This is a genomic window from Gordonia sp. ABSL11-1, from assembly GCF_030315685.1.
GTDB lineage: Bacteria > Actinomycetota > Actinomycetes > Mycobacteriales > Mycobacteriaceae > Gordonia.
Genome location: NZ_JASXSI010000004.1, coordinates 268911 through 284815, shown reverse-complemented (window position 1 = coordinate 284815; position 15905 = coordinate 268911). Strand labels below are relative to the sequence as shown.

The 15905-nt window shown below is 67.3% G+C and carries 17 protein-coding genes and 1 pseudogene; 9 read left to right on the top strand and 9 right to left on the bottom strand.

Translation table 11 applies throughout. The features are described 5' to 3' along the window. Positions 1-12: 12 nt before the first annotated feature. A complete protein-coding gene (locus QSJ19_RS06895) occupies positions 13-1608 on the top strand; it encodes an adenylate/guanylate cyclase domain-containing protein (RefSeq protein ID WP_286319257.1) in 1596 nt (531 codons plus the stop codon). Positions 1609-1628: 20 nt separating this feature from the next. On the opposite strand, the gene QSJ19_RS06890 is transcribed toward QSJ19_RS06895, so the two are convergent. Beyond that, positions 1629-3227, bottom strand: coding sequence for a Na+/H+ antiporter (locus QSJ19_RS06890; RefSeq protein WP_286319256.1), 1599 nt, complete (start codon positions 3225-3227; stop codon positions 1629-1631). A gap of 63 nt (positions 3228-3290) precedes the next feature. Here QSJ19_RS06890 and QSJ19_RS06885 point away from each other — a divergent pair, with 63 nt between their 5' ends. After that, on the top strand, positions 3291-3635 hold the full coding sequence (locus QSJ19_RS06885) for a UBP-type zinc finger domain-containing protein (protein ID WP_286319254.1): 345 nt from the start codon (positions 3291-3293) through the stop codon (positions 3633-3635). Between the two features lie 20 nt (positions 3636-3655). Continuing rightward, complete coding sequence (gene purT, locus QSJ19_RS06880; RefSeq protein WP_286319253.1) at positions 3656-5365, top strand: formate-dependent phosphoribosylglycinamide formyltransferase; 1710 nt, start codon at positions 3656-3658, stop codon at positions 5363-5365. Positions 5366-5419: 54 nt separating this feature from the next. Here purT and QSJ19_RS26765 read toward each other — a convergent pair. Together QSJ19_RS26765 and QSJ19_RS06875 are read right to left on the bottom strand one after the other, a co-directional pair. Next, positions 5420-5713, bottom strand: a pseudogene (locus QSJ19_RS26765) (DsbA family protein); the annotation flags it as partial. 55 nt (positions 5714-5768) lie between these two features. Next, a complete protein-coding gene (locus QSJ19_RS06875; protein ID WP_286319252.1) occupies positions 5769-6224 on the bottom strand; it encodes a MarR family winged helix-turn-helix transcriptional regulator in 456 nt (151 codons plus the stop codon). 78 nt (positions 6225-6302) lie between these two features. Between QSJ19_RS06875 and QSJ19_RS06870 the strand changes: the two genes are divergently transcribed. Next, positions 6303-6680: a VOC family protein gene (locus QSJ19_RS06870; protein ID WP_286319250.1), complete on the top strand. Its 378-nt coding sequence runs from the start codon at positions 6303-6305 to the stop codon at positions 6678-6680. Further along, complete coding sequence (locus QSJ19_RS06865; protein ID WP_286319248.1) at positions 6677-7549, top strand: DNA-3-methyladenine glycosylase family protein; 873 nt, start codon at positions 6677-6679, stop codon at positions 7547-7549. Before QSJ19_RS06870 ends, QSJ19_RS06865 begins: the two co-directional genes overlap by 4 nt. Before the next feature lie 79 nt (positions 7550-7628). Here QSJ19_RS06865 and QSJ19_RS06860 read toward each other — a convergent pair whose 3' ends face one another. After that, positions 7629-8438 (bottom strand): SDR family NAD(P)-dependent oxidoreductase, encoded by an 810-nt coding sequence (locus tag QSJ19_RS06860; protein ID WP_286319246.1) that lies wholly within the window; start codon positions 8436-8438, stop codon positions 7629-7631. Positions 8439-8510: 72 nt separating this feature from the next. Here QSJ19_RS06860 and QSJ19_RS06855 point away from each other — a divergent pair, with 72 nt between their 5' ends. Further along, positions 8511-9104 carry a TetR/AcrR family transcriptional regulator gene (locus QSJ19_RS06855; RefSeq protein WP_286319245.1) on the top strand — a complete coding sequence of 198 codons (594 nt, stop codon included), beginning with the start codon at positions 8511-8513 and terminating at the stop codon, positions 9102-9104. A gap of 162 nt (positions 9105-9266) precedes the next feature. Here the strand turns inward: QSJ19_RS06855 and QSJ19_RS06850 are convergent, their stop codons facing one another. Beyond that, entirely contained in the window at positions 9267-9725 is a 459-nt protein-coding gene (locus QSJ19_RS06850; protein ID WP_286319243.1) for a MarR family winged helix-turn-helix transcriptional regulator, read from the bottom strand. Continuing rightward, positions 9722-10993 (bottom strand): MFS transporter, encoded by a 1272-nt coding sequence (locus QSJ19_RS06845; protein WP_286319242.1) that lies wholly within the window; start codon positions 10991-10993, stop codon positions 9722-9724. Before QSJ19_RS06845 ends, QSJ19_RS06850 begins: the two co-directional genes overlap by 4 nt. A 241-nt stretch (positions 10994-11234) precedes the next feature. Here QSJ19_RS06845 and QSJ19_RS06840 point away from each other — a divergent pair, with 241 nt between their 5' ends. Genes QSJ19_RS06840 through QSJ19_RS06830 form a run of 3 tightly spaced genes read left to right on the top strand, consistent with a single transcriptional unit; the run spans position 11235 to position 12616 of the window. Then, the gene (locus tag QSJ19_RS06840; RefSeq protein ID WP_286319241.1) at positions 11235-11705 is read left to right on the top strand and encodes a universal stress protein; all 471 of its coding nucleotides are present in this window, start codon (positions 11235-11237) and stop codon (positions 11703-11705) included. A gap of 3 nt (positions 11706-11708) precedes the next feature. After that, complete coding sequence (locus tag QSJ19_RS06835; RefSeq protein ID WP_286319240.1) at positions 11709-12188, top strand: DUF456 domain-containing protein; 480 nt, start codon at positions 11709-11711, stop codon at positions 12186-12188. Positions 12189-12217: 29 nt separating this feature from the next. Beyond that, positions 12218-12616: a DUF1275 family protein gene (locus QSJ19_RS06830; protein ID WP_286319239.1), complete on the top strand. Its 399-nt coding sequence runs from the start codon at positions 12218-12220 to the stop codon at positions 12614-12616. 273 nt (positions 12617-12889) lie between these two features. Here the strand turns inward: QSJ19_RS06830 and QSJ19_RS06825 are convergent, their stop codons facing one another. From QSJ19_RS06825 to QSJ19_RS06815, 3 genes are read right to left on the bottom strand one after another with little or no spacing between them, the layout of a single operon-like run. Next, positions 12890-13714, bottom strand: coding sequence for an ABC transporter ATP-binding protein (locus QSJ19_RS06825; RefSeq protein WP_286319237.1), 825 nt, complete (start codon positions 13712-13714; stop codon positions 12890-12892). Beyond that, the gene (locus tag QSJ19_RS06820; RefSeq protein ID WP_286319235.1) at positions 13711-14835 is read right to left on the bottom strand and encodes a FecCD family ABC transporter permease; all 1125 of its coding nucleotides are present in this window, start codon (positions 14833-14835) and stop codon (positions 13711-13713) included. The genes QSJ19_RS06825 and QSJ19_RS06820 overlap by 4 nt, the downstream gene beginning before the upstream one ends. Further along, a complete protein-coding gene (locus tag QSJ19_RS06815) occupies positions 14832-15881 on the bottom strand; it encodes a FecCD family ABC transporter permease (RefSeq protein WP_286319234.1) in 1050 nt (349 codons plus the stop codon). The genes QSJ19_RS06820 and QSJ19_RS06815 overlap by 4 nt, the downstream gene beginning before the upstream one ends. Positions 15882-15905: the final 24 nt, after the last annotated feature.

Sequence of the window (15905 nt, the reverse complement as noted above, 5' to 3'; positions counted from 1 at the left end):
GGGGGGACGGCGATGGCACGGGGAAGCCGTGATTACGGGTCGATCCTTCTCGGCTCGGCGTCGGAAGGGGGGACACGACAGCGGGTCCGCATTCAGACGCTGCTGACAGTCTTCATCGTCGTCGCCAACCTGATCGGTGCGGCCCTGGCGATCTCGTTGTCGGCAGTGGGGATTCCGGAGCCGACGGTGTTCCAGTCGCGACTGTGGTGGATCAACTTCATCGTCGTCCCGGTGTACGTCGTGGTGGCCTTCGTCGTCGGCACCACACTCGGCACCGTCGTCGTGGTACGCGATCTGCGGTGGGCGATCCGCGATCAGCGACCCACCGCCAAGGACGCCCGGCGCGCCAATCGTGCGCCCTGGCAACTGGTCCTGATCCAGGGCGTGCTCTGGGGCGTCGCAACGATCATGTTCACCATCATGTACGGCGTCCTCGATCCCAACCTGATCCCGAAGATGTTCTTCGTCGCCGGGCTGAGCGGTTTCGTCGTGGTGGCAGTGTCCTATCTGCTGATCGAGATCGCGTTACGCCCGGTCGCTGCCGAGGTCATCACCGCGGGATACCGGCGCCGCAAGCGAAGTGGCGTACGGTCGCGGTCGATCGTCTCGTGGATGGTCGGCTCGGCGATCCCCATCATCGGCATCCTGCTCGTGGTGTTCTTCGGTGCCTTCCGCGACGATACGTCGAAGATCGACCTGTTCGTCGGCGTCACGGTCCTGGCGGTCGTCGCCCTGTCGACCGGGCTGCTCCTGACCGTGCTGACCAGTATCAGCGTCACCGCACCCATCCGCAGCGTCCGCAACGCGATGAATCGTGTTCAGCGGGGCGAGATCTCCGACGTGGACCTCGTCGTCTACGACGGCACCGAGCTCGGCGACCTCCAGGTGGGGTTCAACGGCATGGTGTCCGGGTTGCGGGACCGCGACCGGATGCGTGATCTCTTCGGCCGGCACGTCGGTCGCGACGTCGCCGAGGCCGCGCTGCAACGGGATCCGGAACTCGGCGGCTCCGAACGGACCGTCGCGGTGGTGTTCGTCGACGTGATCGGTTCGACGACTCTCGCCGCGGGACGCAGCCCGACCGAGGTCGTCGAGATACTCAACCGCTTCTTCGCGGTGGTCGTCTCGGCCGTCGAGGATCACGGCGGTCTGGTCAACAAGTTCGAGGGTGACGCGGTGCTCGCGATCTTCGGTGCGCCCATCGATCTCGACGACCCCGCCGGAGCCGCCCTTGCGACGGCCCGCCAGATCGCCCACGGACTCGCCGACGAGGTCCCCGACATCTCCGCCGGACTCGGGGTCAGTCACGGACCGGTGGTGGCCGGAAACGTCGGGGCCATCGAACGATTCGAGTACACGGTGATCGGTGACCCGGTCAACGAGAGTGCTCGGCTCTCCGAACTCGCCAAACGGGATCCGACCCGACCGCTCGCCGCCGGACGTGCCGTCCACGCGGCCGGCCCAGGGGAGGCGCAGCGCTGGGAGCGGCAGGAGACCACCACGTTGCGTGGACGCACTGAGGACACGGTGGTGTACGCGGCGATGGTCGGGAACGATGCCGGTGCCCTGAAAGACACTGCGCACCAAGGTGCCTCTGAACCGAGCTGAACGTGGTCGATACATCTGCCTCAGGGATCGAGCGGTCGATCCATCTGCCCCTCGGTGAAGTCCAGCCGGCGCAGCGCGGAGCGCAGCACCTCGTCGTCGATACGGCCGGCGTCGCGTTCGTCGATGAAGACCGAGCGTTGGATCTGCAACAGTTCCATGCGCATCCGGTTGCCGGCGGCGGTCGGACTCTCGCCGATGTCCTCCGGGCCGCGACCGAGTTCCTCCCAGGCGACGTTGCGCTGAGTCGTCACCCACTTGCGGAGCATCGTCACCTGGTGGCGTCGTGGGTCGTCGTCGGCGAGGTCGGCGGCGATCTCGTCGAGACGACGCTCGGACTCACGTGACGCCCGATCCTGTGCGCCGGCCAACGCGAGCCGATCCTTCTCCGCGTCGTCGCCGGCCACCCCGAGCCGCCGGATCATCCAGCCGAGCGTGGTGCCCTGGATGAGCAGCGTGCCGACGACCACGACGAACGTGAGGAACAGGATCTCGGCGCGCGCCGGGAACGGCTCCCCGGCATCGGTGCCGAGCGGGATGGCGAACGCGGCCGCCAACGAGACCACACCCCGCATGCCCGCCCAGCCGACGATGAACACCGCCTTCGGCGTCGGCAGCGGCTCGCGTTCCCGGATCCGCGCGGAGAAGACGCGCGGGAGGTAGGTGGCCGGGTAGACCCACAGGAAGCGCGCGACCATCGTGGCGGCCAGCACGACCGCGGCGTCCACGGCCACCTGCGCCCACGACTCCCCGCTCAGCCCGCGGATGAGGAACGGCAACTGCAGGCCGATCAGCAGGAAGACCAACGACTCGAGGATCGCGTCGAGCGACTTGCGGGCGGCGTCGTCCTGCAGGCGGGTGGCGTATCCGAGGCGCACCGAGCGCTGACCGAGGAACAGTCCGGCGACGACGACGGCGATCACGCCGGACGAGTGGACCTGCTCGGCGACGTAATAGGTGGCGAACGGGACCAGGATGCCGATGGCGGTCTCCATCGGCGGATCGGTCAGCCACAGCCGCAGCCACGACACCGCAAACCCGACCGCGAGCCCGATGACCACACCGCCGACGGCGGCGATCGCGAAGGTCGCGAACCCGTCCCACAGCGAGGCCGTCGCGCCGACGACCGCCGCCAGCGCGACGCGATACGCGGTGAGCGCGGTCGCGTCGTTCAGCAGGCTCTCGCCACCGAGCAGCGTCATCAGACGCCGGGGCAGTCCCACGCGCCGACCGATGGCCTGTGCCGACACCGCGTCCGGAGGGGCCACCACCGCTCCCAACACCAACGCGGCCGCGAGGGGGAGATTCGGCACGGTCCAGAACGCGACCAGTCCGACGACCAGTGTGGAGAACAACGGCAACCCGATGGCCAGCAGCCCGATGGCCCGACGATTCGCCCGGATGGCCTGATACGAACTCTCCTGGGCGGCCGAGTACAACAGCGGCGGCAGGATCAGGAACAACACGAGCTCGGGATCGAGCTCGACCTCGGGGCTACCGGGAATCCATCCGATGCCGAGGCCGACGAGGACGAGGATCAACGGCGCCGACAACCCGTACCGTCGGCACAGGGCGGCGACGACCACGGCGACCACCGCCACCAGCAACAGCGATGCGCTCACCCGAGAAACCTATCTCGCCGACGACGGCGGCGGTGATCGGTGGCGATCGGCGATAATGGCGCCATGCGCATGTTCCGGCGATCCCCAGCAGAACAAGCCGAGTCGACGACGACCCGGACCACCGCGGACGACCGGTGTGCCGAACTGGGCACCCTCGGCATCGATGTCACCGCCGACCCCGATCCCCGTGTCGGCGACCTCGGTTCGTGCGAGGAGTGCACCCAACTCGGCGAACATCATTGGGCGCATCTGCGGATCTGCCTGACCTGCGGACACGTCGGCTGCTGCGACTCCAGTCCACGACGACACGCCACTGCGCATTTCGAAGAGAGCGGCCATCCGGTGATGCGTTCGGCCGAGCCGGGCGAGGTGTGGCGATGGTGCTATCTCCACGAGGTCATGGGCTGAACTGCACGTAGGATCTGGGCATGACCTCAGACAGCCACAGCGCTCCCGAGGCGTCGGTGCCGCCCGTCGGTGATCCGCCGGCGTCGGCCGCCCCCGACGCCGTCGCGGCTCCGGCGCCGGTCGAGTCGGCCCGCACAGCACCGCCGATCGGTCCGCCCGCGGTGCTCGGCACCCCGCTGAGTCCGACGGCGACCAAGGTGATGGTTCTCGGTGCCGGTGAGCTCGGCAAAGAGGTCATCATCGCGTTCCAGCGGCTCGGCGTCGAGGTGATCGCGGTCGACCGCTACGCCGACGCACCCGGCCACCAGGTCGCCCATCACGCCGAGGTCGTCGACATGACCGACGCCGACGCCGTGCTCGGACTCATCGACCGTCACCGCCCGCACTACGTCGTGCCGGAGATCGAGGCGATCGCCACGCAGGCGCTCGTGGAGGTCGAGGAGCGCGGACTCGCGGAGGTCATCCCGACCGCGCGTGCCGTCGTCGCGACGATGAACCGTGAGGGCATCCGGCGCCTCGCCGACGAGGAACTCGGCCTGCCCACCTCGCCGTACCTGTTCGCGTCGTCGCTGGAAGAGCTCGAGGCGGCCGTGCAGGAGATCGGCTTCCCGTGTGTCGTGAAGCCGGTGATGTCGTCGTCGGGCAAGGGGCAGACCGTGTTGCGCGCCCCCGCCGACATCGGGGTCGCCTGGGACACCGCCACCACCGGCGCGCGGGTGCAGGGCGAGCGTGTGATCGTCGAGGGATTCATCGAATTCGACTACGAGATCACTCTGTTGACCGTGCGTGCCGTTGATCCGGCGACCGGGCGCCTCGCGTCGTACTTCTGTGCCCCCATCGGGCATCAGCAGGTGTCCGGCGACTACGTGGAGAGCTGGCAGCCGCACGAGATGAGCACCGACGCCCTCGGCGCGGCAACGTCCATCGCTGCCCGGATCGCGACCGCGCTCGGTGACGGCCGTCTCGGCGGTCGCGGCATCTTCGGGGTCGAGCTGTTCGTCAAGGGTGACGACGTCTACTTCTCCGAGGTCAGTCCGCGACCACACGACACGGGGCTGGTCACCCTTGCCACACAACGGCTCTCGGAGTTCGAGATGCACGCACGGGCAATCCTCGGTCTACCCGTCGACGTCACCCTGGCCTCGCCGGGTGCGTCCGCGGTCATCTACGGACAGCTCGACGAACCCGCGATCGGCTTCGAGGACGTGGCCCGCGCACTTGCGGTGCCGGAGACAGACATCCGCCTCTTCGGCAAGCCGCAGAGCTTCCATCGCCGCCGTATGGGTGTGGTGACTGCGACCGCCGACGACGTCGACACCGCGCGTCGTCGAGCCGTGCAGGCCGCGTCGATGGTGACACCGGTGCCAGGACGTCCGTTCGAACGTGCGGTGCCCGCACCCATTGTCGGACAGCCGAATCCCGCCAACCGTCCACCCGCGCCGCAGCCGCCTGCGGCCCCCCCCGGTCCGGCCGGACCCGGTGGACCTGCGGGACCCGGTGGGCCGAGCGGACCTGCGGGACCCGTGGGGCCGCCGCCGCGCAACGGCCCGTTCCCGCCGCCGGGTGCACGTCCCGGTCCGCTGCCGCCGCGGGGTCCGCTGCCGCCGCGTGGTGTGCCGGGTCGTCCCGCCGGGCCGCCGCCGCGTCAGGTGCCACCGCCGGCCGCCGGTCGGCCCGCCGCACCGCCGCCACCACGACAGTCCAACCCCTCGCGCGCCTCGGTCGACTAGATGGGCTCGTGGCGACCGTTGACACCGGAGCCGGATGACGAAGCGCTCGCCATCCACCCGCTGCGTGATCGCGGTCTGCAGTCGGTGCTTGGCGATGTAGCACCACGGACAGCCGAAGTCTGCCCAGACCTCGACGATTAGTTTGGCCGTCTCGCTCTTCGTTGCCTGCTTACTTATGATGTCTTGCCTCACTGATAGTGCGTAACCCCAAGATGAGTCAGTGTTGAATCGTTTACAAAAGGCACTTTCACGTGCGTGAGCCCACGCTGATCGCCCGGCCGCCGATGCCCGATGCGCCCGCAGATGTCGAACGGTTGAAGATCCGCGTGCGAGTTGCGGAATCCCCATATACGGATGAGGACCCACCGCGTGGCGGCGACGCGACCCGGTGGGGGTTCGTCTCTCAGTGTCGAGAATCCTCGCCTCGGAGCGTGTCTCGGCAGGTGCTCAGCAGCCTGTGGAGAGTGGCGAGGTCGCGGGCGTTCAGAGGCGAGCTCATGACCTCGGCGATCGCGGCCACTGCCTGGCGCGCACGGCTGACGAGAATCGCGCTATCGGTGGTCAGGACCGTCGTGCGTTCGCGCCGTGGTCCCGGCTCGGTGGAGCGCTCGATGAGTTTGCGTCGCTCCAATCCCTGCAGGAGCACGTTCATCGACTGTCGCGATACGAACGCACGCCGGGCGAGATCGGAGCTGGTGATGCCTGGAGTGTCGGCGAGGGCCTGAAGGCAGGCGTACTGGGGCACGGTCAGACCGAGAGGACGCAGTACCTCATCCATGCGTTGGTTCAGCACGGCTTGTGTCTCTTTGATCAGCACACCCAGCTCTTCCGACGCAGTTCGGTCACTCAGCTCAGTCATGTCAATAGTTTGACACATGCTTCGCGCAGTGTCAGAATATTGACACTACGACCGGACGACACGAAGGGACTGTCTGCCATGCCGACAACCACAACCGGACCCGACTTCATCTCGTTGCAGGTACGTGACCGCGAGGCCTCGGCTCGTTTCTACGAAGAAACCATCGGGTTGACGCGCCTACCGGCCCCCAACCCCGCAGCGGCGGTATTCGCCGGTGGCGGCGGGGCGGCATTCGCGGTGCGCGATCCGTTTCCCGGCATCGACCTGGACGCAATCGGCCAACTCGGTGCCGGCATTGGTATCTGGTTCCACAACGCCGACGCCGCAGCCTTGCACGCTCGCCTGGCCGCGTCGGGCGTACCGATCGTGCAAGAGCCGTTTGAGGGTCCGTTCGGGTTGCAGTTCGCGTTCAACGACCCTGATGGCTACGTCGTCACCATCCATTCCAAGGCATGAGCCGGCGGATGCGGTATGCGACAGAGCTCGCGGTCGCCGGGCCATGGTCGTTGGAGACGGGCAAGCGATTCTGGGAGTCGTTTACCCCCAATGCAATTCCAGAGGACGACGCTGTTGGGACACTGAACGTGCGCTTCCTCGCTGAAGACCACTGGACTCCCGTCGATGCAACAGTCGCTCAAGCGGGAACGAATGCCCGGATCGCCGTGTCCGGCAACGGTGACCTCGAGGCCGCCGCCGGGCAGGTCGCCCGCATCCTTTCCCTCGACGTCGATGCAACCGACTGGCCGAGCGTCGGCGAACGGGACCCGGTGATTGGAAAGGCGCAGAAGAAGCTTCCCGGGTTTCGGCCCTGCGGTTTCTACTCTCCGTATGAGGCCGCTGCCTGGGCTGTGCTATCGCAGCGCACCCGCATCCCCGAAGCCGCACGGCTGCGTCGACAGCTGATCACTGTCCATGGCGTCGACGGAGCCTTCCCCGCACCGAGCAAGTTGGTCGATGCGGTCGATGATGGCCGGGTCGAGCTTCCCGGCCGCAAGGCCGAGTACCTCTCTGCGGTCGCCGCCGCGGCGGCCGAAGGCATCCTGACGGGACCACATCTGCGATCTCTGACGGAAGAGGCTGCGCGTGAACAACTCCTGTCGATCACCGGCATCGGCCCATTCGCCGTCGATCTGATACTCATCCGCGGCACCAACGCCGTCGACATCCTCCCTCGTGCCGAGCGTCGTCTCGATGCCGAGATCAGTCACCTCTACGGTCCCGATCGCTCGATCGCCGGTGTCTCACAGGCATGGCGGCCGTTTCGCTCCTGGGCCGCGGTTCACCTTCGAGCACTTCGCGAAGACCGGACCCACGAAATGAGCTGATGCGAAGGTGCTTGCGACACCAGAGTCGGTATGAGGGAGCACTTGGGCGCTGACCTGTCGCTCGCCAATGCGCGGACTATCAATCGCGGCCAGACGGACGTGTGAGTCGGTCCATCGTGTTGAGCACCGACTGCCGGGGTAAGAGTCGACTCAACACTGCGGCAGCGCGGTTGGTGCGCCCGTCGATCACGCTCGCCGAGGGCCTCCTGCGCTCGAGATGGGCGAGGCCGGTGGCGACGACTTGTGTGGGCGAGCGCTTGGCCGCCCCGGCCGTCGCGTCTTCGGTGCCGACAACCTGATTGAACTCGGTGCTCGTTGCGCCCGGCGAGAGCGCGAAAACCCTGACCCCGGTGTGGCGTAGCTCTGCTGAGAGCGACTCGGTGAAGCTCAGGACAAACGCTTTTGCCGCTCCGTACACGGCCATCCGTGGGGTGGGTGTGTATGCAGCCATGCTGGCGACGTTGATGAGATAGCCGTGGCCGGCGTCGATCAGGTCAGGTAAGAACTCCGCGGTCAGCTGAACGGGTGCCGCAACATCAACAGCGATCTCCTGTGCGAGCCGGTCGGGGTCCTCGTCGAGGAACGCTCCGAATGTGCCGAATCCGGCGTTGTTGATCAGGCTCGTGGGCCGCAGGCCCGCCGCCGTCAGCGCCGCCCGCACCTCAACGCCGGCATTGGGTGACGACAAATCGGCGGCGATCGGCTCGACTCGCACGTGATGTCGTGAACTCAGTTCGCCGGCAAGGGATGCAAGGCGGTCTTGGCGTCGTGCCACCAGGATGAGGTGCGATCCACGCGCGGCCAGGGCGCGCGCAAAGGCATCGCCGATGCCTGAACTGGCGCCCGTGATGATCGTCGTCTGCTGGGTGTGATCGAGAGTTTGAACCATATCTGCACTCTATGCATAGACTGCACTGAGTGCAATACATGCAGCAAGTGCATTGTCTGGTAGGCTGTTGCCGTGGCTGAGGTGAGGCGACCGTCTCTTCGGGAACGCAACCGGATGGCGCTTCGTCGTGATATCACCGATGCGGCGTTCGAGTTGTTCCGGCGCCAAGGGTTCGCCACCACGACCATCGACCAGATCGCGGAGGCGGCTGGCGTCTCGCGTCGATCGTTCTTTCATCATTTCCCCACCAAGGAAGATGTCGTGCTCGGCGACACGGCGGCCCTCGGTGAGCGGTTGCAGTCGGCACTGCAAGCACGGCCACCCGCCGAGTCAGCCTGGACGGCGCTGAGTGAGGCATTCCGGGTCATGGACACTGGCGACTCGTCGGAACTTCGGCTGGCCACAGCGCAGATGTATCGCGACAATCCGTCGTTGCGGGCCAGGCATCTCGAGAAGCACCTGCGATGGCAGGAGCTGTTGGCTCCAGAAATCGGTCGGCGCCTTGGTATTCCGGTCGATGACGCGGCAGCCGATCCACGTCCACGAGCACTGATCGCCGCGGCGCTGAGCTGTCTTGACGTCGCGATCGATGCCTGGCTGGCCTCAGAGGGCGCGAGGAACCTCGAAGAGTTGTTCTTCGAATGCGTGGCGACCATCCGATCCTGATCCCCGACGACATCGATCACACGTGGCGGGTACCTGGGACTTCGGGCTCCCTGATCAGCACAACTGCCCAGCATCGAGCAACTGCCCAGCATCGAGCAGAGCCCCAGCAAGCCTGATCCGATAGGTCTACCCCCGTAGACCTCGATGAGACGGCGCTATGGGTTATCGGTGAGCGCTGGCCGGCGGCTCCCAGGAGGCAACACGCTCGAGAAGGGGCAGCGCTTCGACGAGTTTCTCGGTCTCGCTATCGGTGAGTGCGGCCTCGAGGGCGGTGCGCAGCCATTGCTCACGGTGCGCGAAGTTCTCTTCGATGAGCGATCTGGCCGACGGGGTGATCGTCACGATGCTTTTGCGGCGATCCTGAGGATCGGGCTCGGTGTGGACAAGCTGTTTTTTCCGTAGCGCTGCAACCAGTTCGGCGGCCGATTGATGGCGTAGGCGCTCGGCCACGGCGAGATCTTTGATGGAGCTCGGCCCAGTCAGTGAGAGGCGGTAGAGCATCGCTTGCTGCTGCAGGCCGAGGTCGCTGGAAGGTGAATCGCGCGCCGCCTCACGGAGCCGCGCCTGCAATGTGGCTGTGAGGAGCCGCAGACGCCTGGCAGTTTGGTCGGTGTCGGTCACACCGCAGTATCCCACGCCGGATATGGCGCATCGTCGAGTACTTCTAATGACTCCTCGACTTCGGCTTCTTCTTCAGCCTGTGCGGCCCGCCCCGGACGAAGCTGAGTGAGGAGGGCGGCCAATGCGAGTATCGCTACGAAGGCCAGGTAAAGATAGGTGGTCGGGGTGAATCCGATGGCTGGGGTCAAGAATCCGGCGATGACGCTTGGCACGCCGAATGCGAGGTAGCTGACGACGTACACACCCGAAAGCACCCCTGAGCGCGCGTCTTCTGGAGTCTCGGCGAGCACGAGCCGAAGGCCGCCCTGGAATGCGGCTCCGAATCCGATGCCCGCAACGATGGTGGCGGCGAAGAACCCCCAGGTGGACGTCGCCCACAATGCGACCACGGTGAGTACCGACCCGACGAACAGTGCCCCCAGGCCGGCGAGGACCACTGGTCGGGCGTGGACCCGGCCAGTGGCTATGCCGGTGATTGCTGCCGGTACCTGCAATGCAAGAATCGCCAATCCGCCCACCAGCACGCCGTCCAGCTCCAGCGCCTGATGGGTGATCGCGGTGGCAGACCCGACGTACAAGCCGGCCAGCGCCCAGGCCGCACAAAGGGCGCTGATCACGGCCAAGAACACCGGCCGGGTACGACGCGGAATCGAGAGCGCAGGACGCATCGAATGTAATGCCCCGGGCCGGCGGGGACTGCGCTCTTCGGCGAAGATCCACAGGGCGGTGACCGCGACGGTCGCGGCGGCGAAGACGAGATAGACCGTCTGCCGGGGCGCGGGCAGCACGAGCGTCAGTGCGGCTGAGCCCAGCGCTCCTACTGCCAGCGCCAGAGGCGGCAGAGCCCCATTGAGCATCGCCGACAATTGGATACGTCCGGGCAGGTGAAAGTCCATCAATGCCGCCCCGAGGGTGCCGGCGACGAGACCGACAGATGCGCCTTGCAGGATGCGTGCGATCACGAGGACCGTCACCGACTCGGCGAGGGCGAGCAGGATGAGTCCAGCCAATGCCAAGACACCGGCGGTAATGACGACCGGCTTGCGGCCGATATGGTCCGACAGCCCGCCGGCTGTGAGCAGCACGATCAGCAGACCGACCACGTAGACGGCGAATACGCTGGCAATGGTCACTGCCGTCAGTCCCCAGGCCTGCTGATAATCGGGGTAGAGCGGTGATGGCGCCGCTGTCTGGGCCACCAGGACGACCATTGCCGCGATGGACGCGGCCAAGCCATATCTTGTGTGTCCGGCACTTCCTGCAGGCATCGGCAATTCCTTCCGTGAGGCTGACTCCATCAAGTAATATACAGGGCTCCTGTATATATCGCGCAACCGCGGCGCCTGGCAGTGCGTGATGACCGGTGCATCCATCAGGCGCCGATGCCTCTGTGCCAGGGTCGGTGCCAGCGCTGCTGCCACGAGAAAGCGAGAGAGTTTCGGGAATCACCGCTGCGCTCGCGGTTTCGGCGGGTTGACTTCCAGTTCACGACCTCGCGAGGATAGGAGCGTGGTGGGTGCAGATGGCTCCAGTGGTGGCAGCCGGGTTCCGATTGTGGCTGCGGTCGACGGGTCCGACAGCGCGAAAGTCGCCCTGAACTGGGCCGCGCAGGCGGCACGCCGAGAGGACCGGCCGCTGCATATCGTGACCGTGCTCGAGCCGATCGTCGCGGGTACTGCTCGGCCGATCCTTCCCCCCGAGATCTACGACTGGCTTCATGAGGGCGCTGCCCGCATCGTTGAGCAGGCTGCGGGAACGGTTCGCAGCACTCAAGGCGTTGACCCCGCGGGCGCTGCGACTGGCACTTACGGCGCTGGCAATGACGTGATCGTCACGACCGAAGTGGCGATCGGCAACCCCGCTCCGGTGCTGCGCGAACTCTCCAGCCGCGCCCACAGCATCGTGGTCGGGAGCCGAGGAGTCGGAGGAGTGAAGGGGCTGCTGCTTGGCTCTGTCAGCGCCCACCTACATATCGGCTAGCGGATGTCGCTGGGTGGGGAGCTGCTCGTCGGAGCGGTCATCCTCGTCGGACTCCTGGGCATCGTGTTCCCGGTCCTGCCGGGAGGGCTGCTGGTCATGGCCGCCATCGGGGTCTGGGCCGCCCTCGTCGGCGGGTGGGCGTGGGCGATCTTCGCCGCCGCGGCGCTCGTCATCGTGCTCGGGGAGGTCATCAAGTACTTCGTCGCCGGACGGTCGCTGCGCTCCGACGGGATCCCGAACATCACCATCGCCGCCGGCGGGATCCTCGGGATCGTCGGGTTCTTCGTCATCCCGGTGATCGGGCTGTTCATCGGGTTCGTCGTCGGCGCGATGCTCGCCGAACTCATCCGCACCCGTAGTGTCCGGGCAGCGTGGCAAGGCACGATGTCGGCGTCGAAAGCAGCCGTGATCACGATGGGCATCGAGCTGTTCGCCGCCCTGGTCGGGACGGCGATCTGGCTTGTGGGAGTCGGGATCTGGTGAGGAGACGGCCATGACCGCGACGCCGGCCGATGGACCCGACGGACCGCGTCGCGCGGCGCGTGGCCGCACCGACGCTGCTCCTCGTCGCCGGATTCGTCGACGCCATCGCCTTCGTCTACCTCCAGGCCAACTTCGTCTCGTTCATGTCCGGCAACACCACGGTTCTCGGGACGTCGTCGAGCATGGGAAATGGTCGGATGCGGGCACATGCGCGGCCTCATCGTGCTGTTCTTCCTCGGCGTCACCGCCGGGTCCGTCGTCAACCGGGTCGTCGCGCGACCTCGACAGTGGTTGTCGTGGGCGGTCTTCGGCGGACTGATCGTCGGTGCCGCCGTCGCGACCGCCGAGCCGCGGCGTGGCGTTCTCCGGGGGTCTCGCCGGTGCGGGGACCGTCGGGATGCTCGTGGTCGCTGTTGCCACCGGCATGATCAATGCCGGTGTTCGAGAAGGACTCCCCGATGACATACGGGCTCACCTACGTGACGGGAACGTTGGTGACCGCCGCCCGACAGCTCGGCGGCGCAGTGGTGGTGAGATCGCGGCGAGAAGGCGGCCGGTCCCGGGCACCGTGCCTGGATGATCTCGCTGGGCATGTGGGCCCTGCTCGCGGTCGTGGTCCGTCGCCGGCGGACTGTGCTACCGCTGGATCTCGTTGTCGGCATTGTAGATACCGGCCGGAGCGGCACTGGTGGTCGCGATCGTCATGACGAGGGCGCCTGCGCCGGGTGCCGTGACCCCAGTGGGACGATCATCGGGGAACCGAACACCGGATCGGTCATGACGTGTGACCGCAGGCCGAAGGCGTCGAACAGGAGGTCGGTGGTGATGACGTCGGCGGGTGCGCCCTGCGCGACGATCTCACCGGACCGCATCACGAATAGTGAATCGCTGTAGCGCGCAGCCAGATTCAGGTCGTGCAGGACCATCACCACGGTCTTGCCGTGCTCGCTGCGGAGCGTGTGCACGAGGTCGAGCACCTCCACCGAGTGCGCCAGATCGAGGTAGGTGGTCGGCTCGTCGAGCAGGAGCAGGTCGGTCTCCTGGGCGAGCGTCAGGGCGATCCAGACCCGTTGGCGCTGACCGCCGGAGAGGGCTTCGATCGGCCGGCCGGCGAGATCGGTCGTCGCGGTCTGGGCGAGGGCGCGTTCGACGGCGGCCTCGTCCTCCGGCGTGGCCTGCTGATACCACCGCTGGTGTGGGTGGCGCCCGCGGGCGACCAGGTCGGCGACCGTGAGTCCTTCCGGCGCAACCGGATTCTGCGGGAGCAGACCGAGGATCCGGGCCACCGACTTGGGCCGCATCGCGGTGATGTCCTGGTCGTCGAGATACACGGTCCCCGTGCGGGCGGGTAGTAGACGGGAGAGCGCGCGCAGCAGCGTCGACTTGCCGCAACCGTTGGGTCCGATGATCGTCGTGATGGCGGCATCGGGTATCTCGATGTCGAGCTCGGAGATGACGGTGCGGTCGTCGTATCCGACGCTGAGGCGTTCGCCGCGCAGCCGTGCGTGCGGTGCCGGGTGGTTCATACTGTCGCCTTCCGGGACATCGCGATCATGAGGTAGATGAGGAACGGTCCGCCGATCGCCGCCGTGACGATGCCCACCGGCAGCCCGCCGGGCAGGACGGTGCGGCACAGCAGGTCGCCGCCGAGGACGAGGATCGCCCCGAGGACGCCTGAGGCCAGCGGTGTCGGCAGGGGAGAACCGGTGAGCCGCAGCGCGATCTGTGGTGCCAGGAGTGCCACGAACGAGATGGGTCCGGCCGCGGACACGCACAGCGCGGTCACCACGACGGCGGCGAGGAGCACGACCATGGTGACCCGGCCGGCGTTGACACCGAGTCCGCGGGCGACGTCGGGGCCGAGGCCCAGGACCCCGATCGGGCGCGACAACCCGACGACCATCACCACCCCGACGGCAAACGCGATCGCCGACGGCCACACATCAGACCAGGTCGACTGCGACACCGAACCCACCAGCCACGTCTGGGCGCGGGCGGCGTCGGCGATCTGAGCCCGCGTCAGCATGTAACTCGTCAGTGCCTGCAGCATCCAGGTGACGCCCACGCCGATGATGACCAGTCGGAACGGATCGATCCCGATGTTGGCGGATCGGCCGGGCCAGGCCAGCAGGTACATCGCGATGGCGGTGACGAATCCGCCGATGAGGGCCGCGAGTGGCGTGCCGAGACCGGCCAACCAGGCGCCCCACGTCGAGGAGAAGGCGATCGCGGCGACCGCCGCGGCACTCGCGCCCGCGGTGATGCCGAGGATGTCCGGGGTGGCCAGCGGATTGCGGGCGATCATCTGGGTGAGGGCGCCGGCCATCCCGAAGCCGAACCCGACGAGCAGCGACACCAGCGCCCTCGGCAGTGACACGTCGAAGACCACCACGTTCTCGATCCGCGTGCCGCCGCCGAGCAGGACCCGCGCGACGTCGACGACGTTCATCGGGTAGTCGCTGATGCCGACGCTCAGCAGGAACAGCAGCAGCGTGACCGCGAGACCGACGGTGACCGCGAGCAGCATCCGCGGCCGCACCACCCACGACGACGGGCCGACGCGGAGCACTCGGCGGTGGCGCGTCGGGGGACCTGTGGTGGCGCCGGGGTCATGAGAGATCTGTCCGGGCTGCAGATCGACGGTCATACGCTGGCCAGCTTCCGTCGTCGGACGAGGGCGATGAGGAAGGGCGCGCCCACGAGGGCGAGCACGACGCCGACCTGTACTTCACCGGGTCGGGCGATGACGCGGCCGAGAACGTCGCACACGAGCACCAGGATGGCTCCGAGCAGGGCTGCGTACGGGACGATCCATCGGTAGTCGGGGCCGGTGATCGCACGCGCGATGTGCGGGACGACGAGTCCGAGGAACACGATCGGACCGCACGCCGCCGTCGCCGCCCCGACGAGCAGGGTGATGCTGAGGATGCCGACCGTGCGAATGAGGACGACGCGGGAACCCAGCGCTTTGGTCATGTCCTCGCCGAGGCTGAGGACGTTGAGGAAGTAACCGCTGCCGAGGGCGAGTACCAGGCCGATGACGATGAACGGCAGGCTCGCCGAGAACACGTCGAGTCCGCGGCCGCTCGTCGCGCCGACGTTCCAGAACCGCCACACGTCGAGCGTGGCGGCGTCGGAGAGCACGATGCCGGAGGTGATCGCCAGTAGGAGAGCGGACAGACCGGTGCCGGCCAGGATCAGTGTCAGCGGACTTGCTCCCGACAACGCGGACAGGCCGAACACCGCGCTGGCGGCGACGAGAGCGCCCAGCAGGCCGAAGGCCATGTAGGCGATCGGGCTCTGGATGCCGAGCACGTACACGCCGACGACGACGGCGCAGGCGGCGCCGGCGTTGACGCCGAGCATGCCGGGGTCGGCGAGCGGATTCCGCGTGTGGCCTTGGGCGAGTGCCCCGGCGGCGCCGATCGCGAGTCCGACGGTCAGGCCGAGGAGGGTGCGCGGGAAGCGGAGGTCCCAGACGATGCCGTACGTGTCGTCGGCGCCTGGGGGTGCCGCCGGCGACTCGAGAACGATCCACGGGATGCCGTGGAAATCGGTGAACCGCAGGTGAGGCAACCCGCCGGCCTGCAGGACGTCGACCACCTCGCCGATACCCAGGGCGCGGGCGCCGATCGCGATGGACGCGAACAGCGCCACGACGAGCACCGCGATCAGCACCACGATTCCGGTCATACGACGCACAAAGGCTGACCTTAC